This window comes from Mycobacterium sp. NPDC051804 (genome assembly GCF_044452905.1).
In the GTDB taxonomy this organism is placed as follows: domain Bacteria; phylum Actinomycetota; class Actinomycetes; order Mycobacteriales; family Mycobacteriaceae; genus Mycobacterium.
This window is the reverse complement of the sequence record NZ_JBITCD010000005.1, coordinates 645,702-666,072: the sequence shown is the minus strand read 5'-3', so window position 1 is coordinate 666,072 and position 20,371 is coordinate 645,702. Positions and strand designations below refer to the sequence as shown.

The window sequence follows — 20,371 nt, the reverse complement described above, 5'->3', positions numbered from 1 at the left end:
GTGTAAATCAGATAGGCGATGTCGTCCGCCGACGGCGCCGGCAGCGCCGTGGCGGGCTGGGTATCAATCACGGGATCGTCGACATCAATGATCAGCAGTTCGTCGTGCCCAGCAAGCCGATGAACCAGTCCCGCTGTAGTCAGCGCAACCCTCGGCTTGGCATCGGCGAGCACGAACCCGATCCGCGCATCCGGATGCGCCGGGTCGATCGGCACATACGCCGCTCCGGTCTTGAGCACCGCCAACATCGCCACAACCGCCTCGGCCGCCCGCGGCAACACCAATGCCACCCGCTCACCCGGCCCAACCCCGTGAGCAATCAACTGATGCGCCAACCGGTTCGCGGCCTCATCGACCTGGCGGTAACTCCACGACCGCTCCCCACAGCTGATCGCCACCGCCTCCGGGGCGCGGACCACCTGCACCTCAAACAATGCCGGAATCGACATCGGGGCGTCGGCCGGCCGGGTCAACACCGCCCGGTTACCGATCTCATCCAAGTGGGTCTGCTCGACCTCGTCGAGCAGATCGACCGACGACAACCGGCGGACCGGATCGTGGGTGAGCGCCACCAACATCCGTCCCAACCGTTCGATCAGCGCCTCCACGCTCGCCGCGTCGAACACCTCGGTGTCGTATTCGACGGTTAGGTTCAGTTCGTCGCCCGGGGTCGCCGCCACCGTCAGCGGGTAGTGGTTGTGTTCGCGTGTGCTGAACTCGGTGATGGCCAACTCGCCGTCGCCGGTATCTGCGGCGGAATCGATCGGGTAGTTCTCGTAGACGAACAAGGTGTCGAACAGCTGATCCTGGCCGGTGAGCCGGTGGATCTCCGGCAGCGCCAGATGCTGATGCTCCAGGGTGCGCTGGTGGTCGTGTTGTAGCTGCTCGAGTAGGTCTGCGCCGGTCGTTGCCGTGGTGACCGTCGCGCGCACCGGCACGGTGTTGATCAACAGGCCGACCATCGACTCCGCCCCGGCCAGCTCAGCCGGGCGCCCAGAAACCGCGGTGCCGAACACCACATCCTGTTGGCCCGTCAATGAGCACAGCAACTGTGCCCAAGCAGCCTGCAACACCGTGTTGACCGTCGTTTGACGCGCACGCGCCAAGTCGGTCAGCGCGCGGGTCTTGTGCTCAGACAGCTGATGCGAGGCCACACCTCGCCGCCCCAACTCGAAGCGCCCCGGCGGTCCGACCAGGGTAGGGGTGTCGAGCCCGGCCAACACGTCACCCCAGGCGGCGCGGGCGGCCGCCAGGTCCCGCTCGGCCAGCCAGCTGACAATCCGGCGATACGGGACAGGCGGGGGCAACGGCTGGCGGTAGTAGCCGGCGATGATCTCCTGCAGCAGGATCGGCAGCGACCAACCGTCCATCACGATGTGATGGTTGGTCAGCACGAACCGGTGCTGATGCGATCCGGTGCGGACCAACGCCGCCCGAAACGCCGGCTGCCCGGCCAAGTCGCCCACCGCCGCACGCTCGTCGGCGCACACCGCTTGTATCTCCGCTTCAAGGTTCAGCTCGGTTCCGCCCATATCGACATCGCGCCAGGGCAGGCCGGGATCAGTCTCGATGACCTGCACCGGTTGGTCGAACTGATCGCAGAATCGCGCCACCAGGTGCGGATGGCGACGGACCACCTCGTGCACCGCGTCCCGCAGCCGCTGCGGCTCCAGCGGGCCGGTGATGGTGATGTCCAGCTGCACCGCATAGACATCGTCATCGTTGTCCTGCGCGCTGCCGGCGTGGAACAGCAACCCCTGCTGCAGCGGCGTCAACGGCAACACATCGGCCACCGCGTATTGCTGGCACAGGTCGTCGAGTTGGGGCTGGCTCAGGCGGGCCGGGACGATATCCGACGGGGTCCAACCGCCGCCACCGGCGCGCACATACGCGCAGATCCCGCCGAGTGCCTCGAACCACAACCGGCTCAACCGATCCACCTGCGTGCCATCAAGTGCTGATTGCGCCCAGGTCCAGTTCGCCTGCAGTCGGGGTCCGGCGTCAGTATCGGCGGTGACAGCGTTGAGTTCCAAGGCGTGCGCCAGCGGCGTCGTTATCGCCGAGGCCGCGCTGCTCAGCGTCAAACCGTCCTGGCTGACGCGCCACAGTTCCTCGGAGAGTTCGTTAGCGGCTGCGCCCAGCCGGCCCAGATAGTTGAATCCGATCACCGGATCGGTTTCGACCAACTCCACATCGGGGTTCAGGTAACGCAACAACCCATAGCTGAAACCCTCGGGCAGGGCGCGCAATTGCTCCTTGGCGTCTTTGACCAAGGCACCCAGGGCGGGATCGCCGGAAGCCACCTGCGTCCACTCCAATCCGCCGACGGTCAACGCGACCGGGTAGATGGTCGTGAACCAGCCAACCGTTCGGGTCAGGTCCACACCCGCGGCTAGCTCCTCGTGCCTGCCATGGCCCTCCACATCGATACCGATCGGCGCGCCGCCGGTACCCCATAGCTCCGCGCACGCCAACCCGAACGCGATCAGCAGGATGTCTTGAATTCCGGCATGAAATGCCGTCGGCACCTCACCCAGCAGCATCCGGGTGGTCTCGTCATCCAGCTCCAGTGACAACTGTCCGGCGCTGGCATAGGTATCTACCGCCGGTTGCACTGCCGGCAACAGCGCAGGGGTCGCCGACACCTGCCGCCACACCTGCGCCTGGTGAACGACGTCGCCGCTGTGGGCATAGTCGGCCAGCAATGTCGACCACCGCGCGAACGACGTTCCGCCCGCGGGCAGCGTGATCGGCTGCCCGCTGTGGTGCTGGGCCCAAGCAATGTTGAGGTCTTCCAACAGGATTCGCCACGACACCCCGTCAACGGCCAAATGGTGAACGATCACCGCCAGTTGACCGGTGTCACCGGCCCACACCGCCGCCAGCATCACCCCGGCAGCCGGGTTCAACCGCGACCGCGCATTCACCACCGCCGCCTCGGACAACACGTCCACCGAGGTTAGGCAATCGGACGCTCGCACCGACCCGGCCTCGGGCACATGCAACGCCCATCCCCCGGCGCTGTCGTCGTCGACGCGCAGCCGCAACATGGCGTGCCGATCCAGCATCGCCTGCAACACCACCACCACGTCGGCCTCGCTCACGCCGGCGGGCGCTTGCACCACGACCATTTGGTTGAACTCATCGATGGGGCCATCTAGGCCCTGCAACCGGTGCATGACCGGCGTAGCTACTACCGCCCCGACGCCTTCGTCGACAATGCCGGTCTCTCCGTCGGTGACCCGGGCCACCCGCGCCAACCGGGCCACGGTCTGCTCGGTGAAGATGTCGGGCGGCCGACACAACACCCCGGCCGCGCGCGCCCGCGACACCACCTGCAACGACAAGATGCTGTCCCCACCAAGTTCGAAGAACGACTCATCGACGCCGACCCGCTCCAACCCCAACACCTGGGCATAGATGTCGGCCAAGACCTCTTCGATTGGGTTGGCTGGGGCGCGATACCGGTCAACATCCTGGTATTCCGGTGCCGGCAATGCGCGCTTGTCCAGTTTGCCGTTGACCGTCAGCGGCAACGCCTCCAGCAGCACCACCGCAGTCGGCACCATATAGCCCGGCAACCGTTCAGCCAGGTGCGCGCGCGCCGCGGCCGGGTCGGCGGTGCCCGTGATGTAACCGACCAGACGCTTGTCGCCGGGACGGTCCTCACGCGCGATCACCACCGCCTGCTCAACCTCATCGCAGCCGGCCAACGCCGCTTGAACTTCACCAAGTTCGATGCGGTATCCGCGGATCTTGACTTGCTCATCCGCTCGGCCCACATACCGCAACTGCCCATCAGCACCCCAGGACACCACATCCCCGGTGCGATACATCCGCGCGCCAGGCCCCCCGTACGGGCACGCCACAAACCGCGACCCCGTCAACGACGTCCGGCCCGCATAGCCGTACGCCACTCCGGCACCGGCGACATACAACTCACCCGCAACCCCGGCCGGGACCGGGCGCAACCAGCCATCCAGGACGAAGAACGCCGCCCCCGACACCGGCGCACCGATCGGCGGCACCCCCGAACCGGACACCAACGGGGCACTGATCGCCACATCCACCGTGGTCTCAGTCGGACCGTACACGTTGACCATCACCCGCCCCGGCGCCCACCGATCCACCACCTCGACCGGACACGGCTCAGCACCGACCACCAACGCCACCGACTCCAAACCCTCAGGCGACAATGTCCCGACGGCAGAAGCGGTCTGACTCAACACACTGACCTGCTCGGCGATCAGCAACGCATGCAAGTCTTCTGGCGAGCGGGCCACCTCATCGGGCACCACCACCAGTCGGCCCCCACCCAGCAACGCACCGAAAATCTCCTGCACCGACGCATCAAAAGCGAACGAATGCCACTGCGACCACACCCCCGCCGGCGGCAACGGTGCATGCAGCGACTCCATCAACCGGGTCACGTTGCGGTGCGCGACCGCGACGCCCTTGGGCAGCCCGGTCGTGCCCGAGGTGTAGATCAGATAGGCGATGTCGTCGGGCACCGGTCCCACCAGGGCGGTACCGGGTTGGGCCTTCACCCTCTGATCGTTGATATCGATCACCGCAAGGTCCAGCCCGGCCAGCCGCGACCGCAGTCCCTCAGTAGTGATCACCGCGATCGGTGAGGCATCAGCGAGCACGAACCCAATTCGCGCCACCGGTAGCCCCGGATCGATCGGCACATAGGCCGCGCCGGTTTTGAGCACCCCCAGCATCGCAACGACCGCCTCAGCGGACCGTGGCACCAACAGCGCGACGCGCTCACCTGGGCGGGCGCCATGGGCGGCCAACAAGTGAGCCCATCGATTCGCGGCTTCCTCCACCTCGCTATATGTCCACGAGCGGCCTTGGCAGGTCAGCGCCATTGCCTCGGGTGCGCTGGCCACCTGCCTAGCGAACACCTCAGAAATCGACATCGCCGACGGTGCCGAAGCGGTCAGCACCGCCCGACGACCCCACCCCTGCAAGCAGTCCTGCTCGACCTCATCGAGCAGATCGATCGACGACAACCGCCGGGACGGATCGGCGCTGATGGCCACCAACACCCGCCCCAACCGTCCGATCAGCGCCTCGATGCCGGCAGCGTCGAACACCTCAGTGTCGTATTCGATGCGAAGGCTCAATTCGGTTCCCGGCGCGGCAGCCACCGTCAACGGGTAGTGGTTGTGCTCGCGCGTACTGAACTCGGTGATAGCCAACTCACCGTCGGCAGCATCTACGGCGGTGTCGATCGGGTAGTTCTCATAGACGAACAGGGTGTCGAACAGTTGATCCTGACCGGTGAGGCGATGGATCTCCGGTAGCGCCAGATGCTGATGCTCCAGGGTGCGCCGGTGGGCGGTCTGCAGCTGTTCGAGCAACTCCGCGCCCGATGTGGTCGCGGCGAGGGTGGCGCGTACTGGCACGGTGTTGATCAGCAAGCCGACCATTGACTCCGCTCCGGCCAGCTCGGCCGGGCGTCCGGAGACCGCGGTGCCGAACACCACATCCTGCTGGCCCGTCAGTGAGCACAGCAGCTGCGCCCACGCGGCCTGCAACACCGTGTTGACCGTCGTTTGGCGGGCACGCGCCAGGTCGGTCAGAGCGCTGGTGGTCTGCTCGGACAGCTGATGCGCGGCTACACCTCGCCGGCCGCGCCCCGCCCGGCTCGGCGGTGCCACCAGGGTGGGGGTGTCGAGCCCGGCCAACACGTCACCCCAGGCGACGCGGGCGGCGTCCATGTCCCGCTCGGCCAACCAGCTGACAATCCTGCGATACGGGACGGGCGGCGGCAGCGGCTGGCGGTAGTAACCGGCGATGATCTCCTGTATCAGGATCGGCAGCGACCAGCCATCCATCACGATGTGATGGTTGGTCAGCACAAACCGGTGCCGATCTGATCCGGTGCGGATCAACGCCGCCCGGAACGCCGGCTGCCCTGCCAGGTCGCCCACCGCGGCACGCTCGTCGGCACATACCTCCCGGACACGTGCATCGATATCGTCGGCGTCATCCACGTCCACATACCGCCACGGTGCCACCGGATCGCTCTCGATGACCTGCACCGGTTGGTCGTAGCTGTCGCAGAACCTCGCCACCAGGTTGGGGTGACGACGGATGACCTCATGCACCGCCTCGCGCAGCCGCTGCGGCTCCAGTGGGCCGGTGATGGTGATCTCCAGCTGCACCGCGTACACATCGTCGTCGTTGTCCTGGGCACTGCCGGCGTGGAACAGCAGCCCCTGCTGCAGCGGCGTCAACGGCAACACATCGGCCACCGCGTACTGCTGACACAATTCATCGAGCTGAGGCTGGCTCAGCCGAGCTGGGACAATATCGGTGGGCGTCAACCCGCCCCCACCGGCGCGCACCAACGCACAAATCCCGCCCAGTGCCTCAAACCACAACCGGCCCAACCGATCCACCTGCATCTGGTCGAGCGCCGAGGGCGCCCAGGTCCAATGCGCCTGCAACTGCGGACCCTCATCGGTGTCAGAGGTGACCGCGTTGAGTTCCACCGTGTGGGTGAGCGGCATCGGGATCGCCGCCGCGGCACCCGTGAGCGCCAAGCCCTCCTGGCTGACGCGCCACAGCTCCTCAGACAGCTCGCCCGCTCCCGCACCCAGGCGGCCCAGATAGTTGAACCCGATCACCGGATCAACTTCGGCCAACTCGACATCGGAATTCAGATAGCGCAGCAACCCGTAGGTCACTCCGTCGGGCAGGGCGCGCAACTGTTCCTTGGCGTCCTTGATCAACGCCCCTAGGACGGGATCGCCGGAAGCCACCTGCGCCCAGTCCACGCCACCCACGGTCAACGCCACCGGGTAGACGGTGGTGAACCAGCCCACCGTGCGGGTCAGATCCACCCCCGCGGCCAACTCCTCATGCCGGCCGTGGCCTTCCACATCGATACCAACCGGAGCGCTGTCAGCGCCCAAAAACTCCGCGCACGCCAACCCGAACGCGATCAGCAGGATGTCTTGGATCCCGGCGTGGAACGCCGTCGGCGCCTCACCGAGCAACATCCGGGTGGTTTCAACATCCAACTGAACCGACAACCGTCCAGCGGTAGCGAACGTGTCCACCGCCGGTTGCACCGGCGGCAACAGCGCCGGAGTTGCCGACACCTGCCGCCAAGTCTGAGCATCGCCAATGACTTCAGCGCTTAGAGCGTGCTCGGCCAACAGCGACGACCACCGCGCGAACGACGTGCCCGCCGAAGGCAACGCGATCGGTTGCCCGCTGTGGTGCTGGGCCCAGGCAATGTTGAGGTCCTCCAACAGGATTCGCCACGACACCCCATCCACCGCCAGATGGTGAATGACCACCGCCAATTGACCGGTGACACCGGCCCACACCGCCGCCAGCATCACCCCGGCAGCCGGGTTCAACCGTGACCGCGCCCCTACCAACGCCGCCTCGTCTAGTGCCTCGACCACATGCAGGCACTCGGCGGCCTGCACCAACCCGGGCTCGGGCACGTGCAACGCCCACTTCCCGACGCCGTCTTCATCGACGCGCAGCCGCAACATGGCGTGCCGATCCAGCAGTGCCTGCAACACCACCGCCACATCGGCCTCGCTCACCCCGGCCGGGGCCTGCACCACCATCGTCTGGTTGTACTGCTCGACCGGGCCGTCCACTCCCTGCAGCCAACGCATGATCGGGGTCGCCTCGACATTGCCGATACCCGCGTCGACCGGACGATCGGCGCTGTCGGACACCTCAGCGACCCGGGCCAGCCGAGCCACGGTCTGCTCGGTGAAGATGTCAGGCGGCCGACACACCACGCCAGCTGCGCGCGCCCGCGACACCACCTGCAACGACAAGATGCTGTCCCCACCAAGTTCGAAGAACGACTCGTCGACCCCGACCCGCTCCAGCCCCAACACCTGGGCATAAACGTCGGCCAACACCTCCTCGACCGCATTGGCCGGGGCGCGATAGCGATCCACATCGATGTATTCCGGCGCCGGTAATGCGCGCTTGTCCAGCTTGCCGTTGACCGTCAACGGCAACGCCTCCAGCACCACCACCGCCGCGGGCACCATATAGCTCGGCAACCGCTCCCCCAGCAGCGCGCGTGCCGCAGCCGGGTCCACCGCCCCGCTCGTCGACTCGGTGACATAACCCACCAGACGCTTATCGCCGGGACGGTCCTCGCGAGCGATCACCGCGGCCTGCCCCACCCCATCGAGAGCACTCAGCGCTGTCTGGACCTCACCGAGCTCGATGCGGTATCCGCGAATCTTGACCTGCTCATCCGCTCGGCCCACATACCGCAACTGCCCATCAGCACCCCAGGACACCACATCCCCGGTGCGATACATCCGCGCCCCGGGCGGCCCGTAGGGACACGCCACAAATCGCGAGCCCGTCAACGACGTCCGGCCCGCGTAGCCGTACGCAACGCCGGCACCGGCGACATACAACTCACCCGCAACCCCGGCCGGCACCGGACACAACCACCGATCCAGCACGAAGAACGCCGCCCCCGACACCGGCGCACCAATCGGCGGCACCCCCGAACCGGACACCAACGGGGCACTGATCGCCACATCCACCGTGGTCTCAGTCGGACCGTACACGTTGACCATCACCCGCCCCGGCGCCCACCGATCCACCACCTCGACCGGACACGGCTCAGCGCCGACCACCAACGCCACCGACTCCAACCCCTCATGGGAGAGAATCGCGGCCGCCGAAGCGGTCTGACTCAAAACACTGACCTGCTCGGCGATCAGCAACGCATGCAAGTCTTCTGGCGAGCGGGCCACCTCATCGGGCACCACCACCAAGCGCCCGCCGCCCAGCAGCGCACCGAAGATCTCCTGCACAGACGCATCAAAAGCGAACGAATGCCACTGCGACCACACCCCCGCCGCCGGCAACGGTGCATGCAGGGATTCCATCAACCGGGTCACGTTGCGGTGCGCGACCGCGACGCCCTTGGGCAACCCGGTCGTGCCCGAGGTGTAGATCAGATAGGCGATGTCGTCGGGCGCCGGTCCCGCCAAGGCGGTACCGGGTTGGGCCTTAACCTTCTGGTCGTTGATATCGATGACGAAAAGGTCGTCGCCGGCCAGCCGGTCGGAAAGCCCTGCGGTGGTTATCGCGGCGATCGGCGCGGCATCAGCGAGCACGAACGCGACGCGCGCGTCGGGATGGGCCGGATCGATCGGCACATACGCCGCGCCGGACTTGAGCACCCCCAGCATCGCGATGACCGCCTCAGCCGAGCGTGGCAACAGCAACGCCACCCGCGCACCAGGACCCGCGCCATGGGCAACCAGCAAGTGCGCCAACCGATTCGACGCCTCATCCAGCTCCCGATACGTCCACGAGCGGCCCTCGAAAGTCACGGCCTGTGCCTGTGGAGCGCAGGACACCTGCGCAGCGAACACCTCCGGAATCGACACCGCCGACGGTGCAGGCGCACTCAACGCCGCCCGATGACCCCACCCCGCCAACCGGCCATGCTCGACCCCATCAAGCACATCCACCGATGACAACCGTCGCGACGGATCCTCGGTCACCGCCAGCAACACCCGCTCAAAGCGTCCGATCAACGCCTCGATGCTCACCGCGTCGAACACATCGGTGCGATACTCCACCGCCCCGCCGATCCCGGCGAACTCACCAGCCTCAGTCCAACGCTCAGCCAGAAAGAACGTCAAATCCATACGGGCAGTACGGGTATCCGCCGGCAACGGTGTGACCCGAACATCGCCCAAAGATCCCTCGACGGGATCGTCGTTCTGCCAGTTCTGCCACGCCAATGTCACCTGCACCAACGGATGATGAGTCAGGCTGCGGGTCGGGTTCAGCCGCTCCACCAACACTTCAAACGGGGCATCCTGATGCTCATAAGCGGCCAAGCTGCGCGCCCGCACCTGACCCAACAACTCTTCGACGCTGGGATCACCGGCCAGATCAACCCGCAACACCAATGCGTTGACGAAGAAACCCACCAACTCATCAAGCGCAGAATCGCGACGTCCGGCAATCGGAAACGCCACCGCCACATCAGAACTCGCGCTCAACTTCGACAACAACACCGCCAACGCGGTCTGCATCACCATGAAAGTGGTGCTGTTGTGCTGACGAGCCATCCGAGCAATCCGCTGCTGCAACTCGGCAGGCCACTCCACTGCCACCCGGGCCCCGCGGTAATCGGCAACGGAGGGGTAAGGCCGGTCCGTGGGCAGCATCAGCCGCTCGGGCGCCCCCGACAGTGCCTTCTCCCAGTATGCCAACTGCGTCCCAATACGGCTCTCGGGATCGTCGAGATCGCCCAATTGCTCACGCTGCCACAACGTGTAATCCACATACTGCACCGGCAACGGCGCCCACCCCGGCGCCTGCCCCACACACCGGGCGGCATAAGCCACGCCCAAATCCCGCACCAACGGGTTGATCGACCACCCATCAGCAGCGATATGATGGGCCACCGCCACCAACACATGCTCGACGTCGCTTACACGGAAAAGCCGTGCCCGCAACGGAATCTCGCGTGTCAGGTCGAATGTGTCACGCACCGCCACGTCGATGGCCTCACCCAACCGGCTTTCCGGCCAACTGCTGGCATCAATGACCTGCCAACCGAAATCGGCTTGCTCGATCGGCACCACCACCTGCTGAGGGATACCTTCGCGTGCGGTGAACAAGGTGCGCAGGCTCTCATGACGGCCGACCACATCGGTGAGGGCCGCACCCAACGCCTGGATGTCCAGCTTCCCACTCAGCTGCAAAGCGGTCGAAATGTTGTAGACCGCAGATGGCCCTTGCAACTGGTCCACAAACCACAACCGGTTCTGCGCGAACGACAGCGGCACCACCGCCGGACGCTCGCCCACCACCAACGGAGCAAGCCCGCCTGTGGCCGCACCAATGAGTGGCGCCAACTGTGAAACCGTCGGCGCTTCGAATAGCGTCCGCACCGCCAGTCCGGCATCCAGGCCGCTATTGACCGCAGCGACCAGACGCATCGCCGACAGCGAATCCCCACCAAGCTCGAAGAACGAATCGTCGATCCCGACCCGCTCAACACCCAGGATCTGGGCGTAGATACCGGCCAGGACCTCCTCGATAGCGTTGGTGGGCGCGCGATACCCACTGCGAGCGTCGTGGTACTCGGGCGCAGGCAAGGCGCGGGTATCGAGTTTGCCATTGACCGTCAACGGCAACGAATCCAACGCCACCACCGCGGCCGGCACCATATAACCCGGCAACCGCTCACCGAGCTGCGCACGTATCCCGGCCGGCTCTGCCGATCCGGTGAAATAACCAACCAGACGTTTATCGCCAGGGCGGTCCTCACGGGCGATCACCACCGCCTGAAGAACCCCACCAACGGCATTGAGCGCCGCCGCCACCTCACCCAACTCGATGCGATAGCCGCGGATCTTGACCTGCTCATCAGCACGCCCGAGGTAACGCAGCTGACCGTCAGCGCTCCACGACACGAGATCGCCGGTGCGATACATGCGTGCCCCCGGTGCCCCGTACGGACACGCCACAAACCGCGACGACGTCAATCCGGCCCGGCCCACATATCCGTAGGCCAGGCCCCCGCCGGCCACGTACAACTCCCCCATGACACCGACCGGTACCGCTTGCAGTGACCCATCCAGCACAAAGAAGCCCAAGTGGGCTAAGGGAACCCCGATCGGGCTGACCGCTGCCTCGGCGTCGGCGCCGACGATCTCACGCACCGAGGCATGCACCGTGGTTTCGGTGATGCCATACATGTTCAGCAGCCGAGGCAACGCCGGATGACGATCCAACCATCCTCGTAGACGCGGCGGTTCCAGCGCCTCCCCACCGAACACGACCGTAGTCAGCTGGAGCTGATCGCCCGACTCAGGAGCCACCGCGTCGGCAGCCTGCAGGGCATAAAACGCCGATGGGGTCTGACTGAGGACACTGACCTGCTCGGCAAGCAACACCGCATGCAACTCCTCGGGGGAGCGCACCACCGCATCGGGCACGACCACCACCCGGCCGCCACCCAGCAAAGCGCCGAAAATCTCCCACACCGAGAAGTCAAACGCCAACGAATGACACTGTGACCACACGCCGGCCACCGGCACCTCGGAATGCAACACCCCCAGGAGCCGGGTGACATTGCGGTGCGCGACCGCCACACCCTTCGGGACACCGGTGGTGCCGGAGGTGTAGATCAGATACGCGATATCGTCCGGCGACGGCACCGGCAGCGCGGTACCAGGCTGGGCGTCAATGGCAGGGTCGTCGATATCAATCAGGGCGAGCTCGTGCCCGGCTAGCCGCGGGCGTAGGTCCGCGGTGGTGATCGCTGCGATCGGCGCGGCGTCGGCCAGTACGAACCTGATCCGAGCGTCCGGATGGACCGGGTCGATCGGCACATACGCCGCACCCGTCTTGAGTACACCCAGCATCGCTACGATCGCCTCGCGCGAGCGCGGCAACACGAGCGCGACCCGCTCACCCCGACCTACACCATGACGGGCCAATAAGCGCGCTACGCGGTTCGACGCCTCATCGAGTTCGCGGTAAGTCATCGACTCGTTCTCGCTGGTGATCGCCACCGCCTGTGGAGCGCTGGCCACCTGAACGTCGAACAGCACCGGGATCGATACCGGGGTCGGCGACGGGCGGGTCAACACCGCCCGGTTACCGATGTCATCCACCCGGGCACGCTCAACAACATCGAGCACGTCGATCGTCGACAACCGCCGACCGGGATCTGATGTCAGCGCAGCCAACACGCGCTGCAACCGCTCGATCAGGGTCTCGATGCTGGCCGCATCGAACACATCGGTGCGGAACTCGACCGCTCCACCGATGCCGGCGGCCTCACCGGCTTCACTCCAGCGTTCAGACAGCGCGAAGGTCAGATCCACGCGGGCAGTCTGGGTGTCGGCCGGGATTGGCGTGACGTGCAGATCATCCAGGTCCAGCTCAGCAGTGAGATCGTTGTTCTGCCAGGCCAGCATCACCTGGACCAGCGGATGATGAGTTAGCGACCGGGTCGGGTTGAGCCGCTCCACCAACACCTCGAACGGCACATCCTGGTGCTCGTAAGCGGCCAGGCTGCGCGCACGCACCTGAGCGAGCACCTGAGTGACCGTCGGGTCTCCGGCCAGATCGGCCCGCAGCACCAATGTGTTGACGAAGAATCCGACCAGGCCATCGAGTGCGGCATCGCGGCGCCCGGCTATCGGAAAGCCCACCGCCACATCGGAGTTGGCGCTGAGCTTGGCCAGCAGCACCGCCAAGCCAGCCTGCACGACCATGAAACTGGTCGCATTGTGCTCACGAGCCACCCGCGTGATCTGCTGTTGCAAATGCGCGGGCCAGTCCACGGCCACCTTGGCGCCGCGGTAATCCGCCACCGGCGGATATGGCCGGTCAGTGGGCAGCGCGACCCGCTCGGGCATATCGGCCAACGCCTGCTCCCAATACGCCAACTGCGCGGCGATGCGGCTGCCGGGATCGGTCAGCTCCCCCAGCTGGGCGCGCTGCCACAACGTGTAATCGGCGTACTGCACCGGCAGCGGCGTCCAGCTCGGGGGCTGCCCCACACAGCGGGCGGCATAAGCCGCCCCTAGATCCGCGACCAGCGGAGCGACCGAAACGCCGTCGGCGGCGATGTGATGCACCACCGCCACCAACACATGCTCAACATCACTGAGACGCAAAAGCGTTGCCCGCAAGGGGATCTCGGTGCCTAAGTCAAACGGCTCACGTACCACCGCATCGATAGCCGCTTGAAGCCGAGCCGCAGACCACCCGTCGGCATCAACAATTTCTGAGCTGAAGTTCGTGTCCTCGACGGGCACCACCACCTGCTGGGGAATTCCCTCAGGCGCGGCGAACAGCGTGCGCAGGCTCTCATGGCGGGCCACGACGTCGCCCAGCGCCGCCCCCAGTGCTGCAACATCGAGGGGCCCGTCCAGCCGCAACGCCACCGCCATGTTGTAAACCGCCGACGGGCCCTGCAACTGCTCGATGAACCACAACCGGTTCTGGGCAAACGACAACGGCACCACCGCCGGCCGCTCCACCGCCACCAGCGGCTCCAGCCGACCCTCATCGACGCCGATGCGCGGGGCCAGCCCGGCCACCGTGGGCGCCTCGAACAAGGTACGCACCGCCAGGCCGGCATCCAGACCCTTGTTGATCGCCGCGATCACCCGCATCGCCGACAGCGAATCCCCACCTAGATCGAAGAACGAGTCGTCGACCCCGACCCGCTCCACCCCGAGCACCTTGGCGAAAATGCCGGCCAGGATTTCCTCGGTCAGGGTCGACGGTGCCCGATACCGGTTGATATCGGCGTAGTCCGGCGCCGGGAGGGCTCGCCTGTCGAGCTTGCCGTTGACCGTCAACGGCACCGCGTCGAGCATCACCACCGCGGCCGGCACCATGTAGGCGGGCAGTCGCTCGGCCGCCGCGGCCCGCAGCGTCGTCGGGTCGGCGGTACCGGTCACATACCCCACGAGGCGTTTGTCGCCGGGACGGTCCTCGCGAGCGATCACCACCGCCTGATCGACGCCGTCGCAAGCGGCCAGTACCGCCTGTACCTCACCGAGTTCGATGCGATACCCGCGGATCTTGACCTGCTCGTCCGCACGGCCCAGATAGCGCAACTGCCCATCGGTACCCCAGGACACCAAATCCCCGGTGCGATACATCCGCGCGCCGAACCTCGCGAACGGACACGCCACAAACCGCGACGCCGTCAAGAAGCCCCGGCCCATATAGCCGACACTCACCCCGTCGCCGGCCACGTACAGCTCTCCGACCACGCCGGCGGGCACCGGACGCAACCGCCCGTCGAGGACGAACAAGGCCGCCCCCGGCACCGGCGAACCGATCGGAGCCACCCCGGAGCCCGCCTCCAGCGGCGCGCTCATCGCCGCATAGACCGTCGCCTCAGTCGGTCCGTACGCGTTGACCATCACACGCCCGGATGCCCACCGATCAACCAACTCCGGCGGGCAGGCCTCACCGGCCACCACTAAAGCCGTCGACTCCAACCCTTCAGAAGAGAGCACGCCCACTCCAGAAGGTGTTTGGTGTAGGACGCTGACGCGTTCCGCGACCAGCAGGGCGTGGAAGTCTTGCGGAGAGCGGGCTACCGACTCGGGCACCACGACCAGACGGCCGCCGTGCAGCAGTGCGCCCCAGATTTCCCACACCGAAACGTCGAAGACATACGAATGCCACTGCGACCAGACCTGTCGGGGTCCCGCGGGCACGGCGTCGTTTATCGACGCCACCAGTTGCATGACGTTGTGATGAGTGACTGCAACACCTTTGGGCGTTCCGGTGGTTCCTGAGGTGTAGATCAGGTAGGCGATATCGTCGGGTGCAGGCGCCGGCAGCGCAGTACTGGGCTGGGTCTCAACAGCGGTGTCCTCGACATCGATGACCACCACCTCACAGCCATCCAGCCGTGGACGCAGGCTGGTTGTGGTGATCGCGGCTACCGGCGCGGCATCGGCGATCATGAATTCCGTCCGGGCAGCCGGCAGGGCTGGATCGATCGGCACGTAGGCGGCCCCGGTCTTGAGCACTGCCAACATGGCGACGATCGCCTCGGCCGAGCGGGAAAACAGCAGGGCCACACGGGTTCCCGGACCCGCCCCATGATCGGCCAGCAAGTGCGCCAACCGATTAGCCGAATTATCAAGCTCGCGATAAGTCATGGACCGGCCGTCGCAGGTCAGCGCAAGCGCATCCGGGGTGCGGGCCACCTGCCCAGCGAACAGCTCCGGAACCGACACCGCGGCGGGCGTCGGCGCGCTCAACACCGCTTGATTGCCCCACTGCTGCAGCCGGGTCTGCTCATGCTCATCGAGCAGATCCACCGAGGACAACAACTGCTGCGGGTCGGCGGCCATCGCGACCAACATTCGTTCCAGCCGCTGGATCAGCGCCTCGATGCTGGCCGCATCGAACACATCGGTGCGGAACTCCACCGCGCCGGAGATTCCGGCGGGCTCCCCGGCCTCAGTCCACCGTTCCCCCAGCGAAAACGTCAGATCCATGCGGGCGGTGTGGGTTTCGGTCGGCAGCTGGGCGATCGCAAGATCCCCCAGGCTCAATCCCGACACCGGGCCGTTGGCCTGGCCGGGGAAGTTCTGCCAGGCCAGCAACACCTGTACCAGGGGGTGATGGGCCAGCGATCGGGTCGGGTTGAGCCGCTCCACCAACACCTCAAACGGCGCGTCCTGATGCTCGTAAGCTGCGAGGCTGCGCCGGCGTACCTGAGCCAACACCTCGGCCACACTGGGATCACCGTCGACATCGACCCGCAAGACCAGCGTGTTGATGAAGCACCCCACCAGCCCGTCGAGAGCGGAGTCGCTGCGCCCGGCGATCGCAAAGCCCAGCGCCACTTCACTGCTGGCGCTGAGCTTGGCGAGCAACGCCGCCAACGCGGCCTGCACCACCATGAAACTGGTCGCATTGTGCTCCCGAGCAAGCCGCGCCACCTGCTGATGCAGAGCGACCGGGAACTCGACCGCCATACTGGCCCCGCGGTTCTCGGCCACCGCCGGATAGGGCCGATCGGTGGGCAGATTCAGCCGCTCGGGCGTCCCGGCCAGCGCGTCCTGCCAATACGCCAACTGCGCGGCGATCGGGCTTTGGTGATCACTCACTTCACCGAGCTGTTCACGCTGCCACAGCGTGTAATCGACGTACTGCACCGGCAACGGCGCCCAGTCGGGCGCTCGCCCGTCGCGCCGTGCGGCATAGGCCACGCCTAGATCGGCGACCAGCGGGGTGATCGACCAACCATCGGCAGCGATATGGTGCACCACCGCGACCAACACATGCTCAACATCATTGAGACGCAAAAGCGTTGCCCGCAAGGGGATCTCAGCCGCCAGATCGAACGGGTGACCCGCCGCGGTGTCGATGGCCCGCTTGAGCTCACCGTCAGACCAGCCGCTGCCATCAACGACGTGCCAGCCGAAGTCGGCGTCCCCGACGGGCACCACCACCTGCTGCGGGGTGCCCTCCGGAGCGATGAACAGGGTGCGCAGGCTTTCATGGCGGTCCACCACATCAGCCAGCGCCGCACCCAACGCCTCCACATCGACAGGTCCGTCAAGCCGCAGCGCGACCACCATGTTGTATACCGCCGACAGGCCTTGCAGCTGGTCGAGGAACCACAAACGGTTCTGGGCAAACGACAACGGCACCACCGCCGGACGGTCGGCGGGCACCAGCGGCGCCAGTCGTGCCTCCTCAGTGCCGATACGCGTTGCCAACTCGGCCACCGTCGGGGCCTCGAACAAGGAGCGCACAGCCAGCCCGGCGTCCAGGCCGGTGTTGACCGCCGCGATCACCCGCATCGCCAGTAGCGAATCCCCACCCAACTCGAAGAACGAATCATCGACCCCGACTCGCTCCACTCCCAACACCTGAGCGAAAATGCCGGCCAGAATCTCCTCAGTCGCCGTGGACGGCGCGCGGTAGCGATCGGTGTCGGTGTACTCCGGTGCCGGCAACGCGCGTTTGTCCAGCTTGCCGTTGACCGTCAACGGCAACGCCTCAATGGCCACCACCGCCGAGGGCACCATATAGCCGGGCAATCTGTCTGCCAGCGCTGCACGTACCCCACTCGGATCGACGGTCCCGGTGACGTAACCGACCAGACGTTTGTCCCCCGGACGGTCCTCCCGCGCGATCACCGCGGCCTGCGCCACTCCCTCCAGGGCACTCAGCGCCGCCTGGACCTCACCGATCTCGATGCGATGTCCACGAATTTTGACCTGCTCATCAGTGCGGCCCACATACCGCAACTGTCCATCCGGACCCCACCACACCAGATCCCCGGTGCGATACATCCGCTGCCCAGGCACCTCAGACCCAACGAACGGACAAGCCATAAACCGCGAGGCGGTCAACCCCGACCGGCCCACATACCCATACGCCAACTGCGGGCCCGCCAGATACAACTCCCCGACGACCCCGGCCGGCACCGGACGCAACCAGGAATCCAACACGAAGAACGCCGCCCCAGACACGGGCGCGCCGATCGCCGGGGTCCCCGACCCCGCGACCAGGGGCGCGCTGAGCGCTACCCACATCGTGGCCTCGGTCGGGCCGTACTCGTTGATCATCACCCGACCCGGCGCCCACCGATCCACCACCTCCGGCGGACACGCCTCACCACCGACCAGCAGCGTCACCGACTCCAAGCCCTGCGGCGACAGCATCCCCGCCGCCGACGGCGTCTGACACAACACCGTGACCTGCTCGTCAATCAGCAAGGCGCGCAACGCCTCCGGAGACGCCGCCACCGACTCGGGAACCACCACCAACTTGGCGCCATGCAATAAGGCGCCGTAAATCTCCCACCCCGAAATGTCGAAGCTGTAGGAATGCCACTGCGACCACACCTGCCCCGGAGCGGCCCACCCCGCATCCAGCGACCCCATCAACTCGGTCACATTGGCATGGCTGATCGCCACCCCCTTCGGCACACCCGTGGTGCCCGAGGTGTAAATCACATACGCCAGATCATCAGCAGCCGGCCCCGCCAACCCCGTAACCGGATACCCCTCAAGACGCGGATCGGCGACATCAATGACCGTCAACTCGTGCCCGGCCAACCGCGGCGCCAACCCCGCCGTGGTCAACGCCGCCACCGGCGCGGCATCAGCAAGCATGAACTCGATGCGCCCCTCGGGATGCGCCGGATCGATCGGCAGATAGGCCGCCCCCGACTTCAACACCCCCAACATCGCGATGATCGCCTCCGCGCACCGCGGAAACACCAACGCCACACACCGGCCCGGAGCCGCACCCAACCCCACCAACAGATGCGCCACCCGATTCGACGCCTCATCGAGCTCGGCATACGTCCACGAACGATCGCCACAGCTCACCGCCACCGCCCCCGAAGCAGCAGCCACCTGCGCCGCGAACACCGCCGGAATCGACACCGTCGGCGCGCCCGCCGGAAGAGTCAACAACCGCCGGTTACCCCACACCTCCAACCCGGCACGCTCACCAGAAGCAAGCAACTCCACCGACGACAACAACCGCGACGGATCAGCGATCATCGCCCCCAACAACCGACCCAATCGGGCCGCCAAATCCGAGACATCGAAATTGGAGAACGGCTGCCCCGCACCCACCGTGCTGAGAAAAAGCTCGTCCCCGGCACTTAGGAACATCAACCCAAAGCCGTCCGCGACGGGGTCAGGATTCATGAATGACGCCGATGCAGCAGCAGCGCCGAACGCCAAAGTGAACCGAGACGGAAGGAAATTGACGCTCACCCTGTCGGCTGACTGCAATGCGGAGCGGGTGCGGGCGTTACGTTCGAGGGCATGCACCGGAAACCGCTGATGCTGCAACGCCTCCCGGATTCGGGTGTCCACGTGCTCACAAAAGCCCGCAACTGTGGAATCCGGCGACACCCGCAGAACCAGCGGCACCACCCCGGCGACCATCCCGGGAAGCGTCTTTGACTCCGGACGCACTCGCCTGTTGACTGGGAAGTCGAGCACCACTTCCGAGCCCCCAGCACACCACCCGCGCACCAACAGCGCACACGCCGCGGCGATCACCGAAGACCGAGGCACACTCCGCACCCGGCAAAACTCATCAACCCGGCTAAGGACCACCGGGTCCAATCGAACCGGCTCCGAGGGCCAATATGAATCACGCTCACCCCCGGTCTGGGGTAACCGATGAGGCAGTTCACTTTCCGCTGGAAGGCTTTCAGTCCAATAGGCGCGATCGTCCAGATAGTCGGTGGACGCTTCGTATGCCGACTCGTACTCCACCAGGTCCTGCAGCGAGCCGAAAAGGCCACCAGGAATAGGTGCGCCAAAAACGATCGCGGTATAAACCGCTGCCACCCGCTGTCCAAGCAGCGCAATGCCGGATCCATCGACGACCATGTGGTGGCCGCAAGCAAACAAATAGAATTCATCGGGCCGGGTCTGAAATAACACAAATTTGAAAAGCGGGCCGGAAAGCGGCATCGGCGTGCGCTGAATCGACACCGCGATCTCACGGGCTTCCTGCGCTGGATCGCTGGAAGCACTCAGGTCATGAAACGGCAGCTCGACGTCGGGGTAATCGATCACCCGCTGCACGACCTGGCCGTCCACCTCGAAAAAGGCGGCCCTGACCGGCTCGGCCTCCGCTATCACTCGACGGATCGCCCACTCCAAGGCATCCCGCTGTACGGGCCCATCGATTTTTACCAACAGACCCAGCTGCCACGCCGTGCCGAGTTGGCCTGTTTCCTGCGCGAGCCATATGTCCAGCTGGCCGCGCGTCACCGGCAACACACGACCATCAAAATCTGCCGTCTGCCCGCGCGTCAGCTGAAGTGCCCCATCATCGAATTCCATTGGACTCC

1 protein-coding gene is annotated in these 20,371 nt (G+C 65.9%); it reads right to left on the bottom strand.

The genetic code is table 11. The features are described from left to right. On the bottom strand, positions 1-20,363 hold a 20,363-nt coding region (locus ACIA48_RS22910), incomplete at its 3' end, for a non-ribosomal peptide synthase/polyketide synthase (RefSeq protein ID WP_396736754.1). Positions 20,364-20,371: the final 8 nt, after the last annotated feature.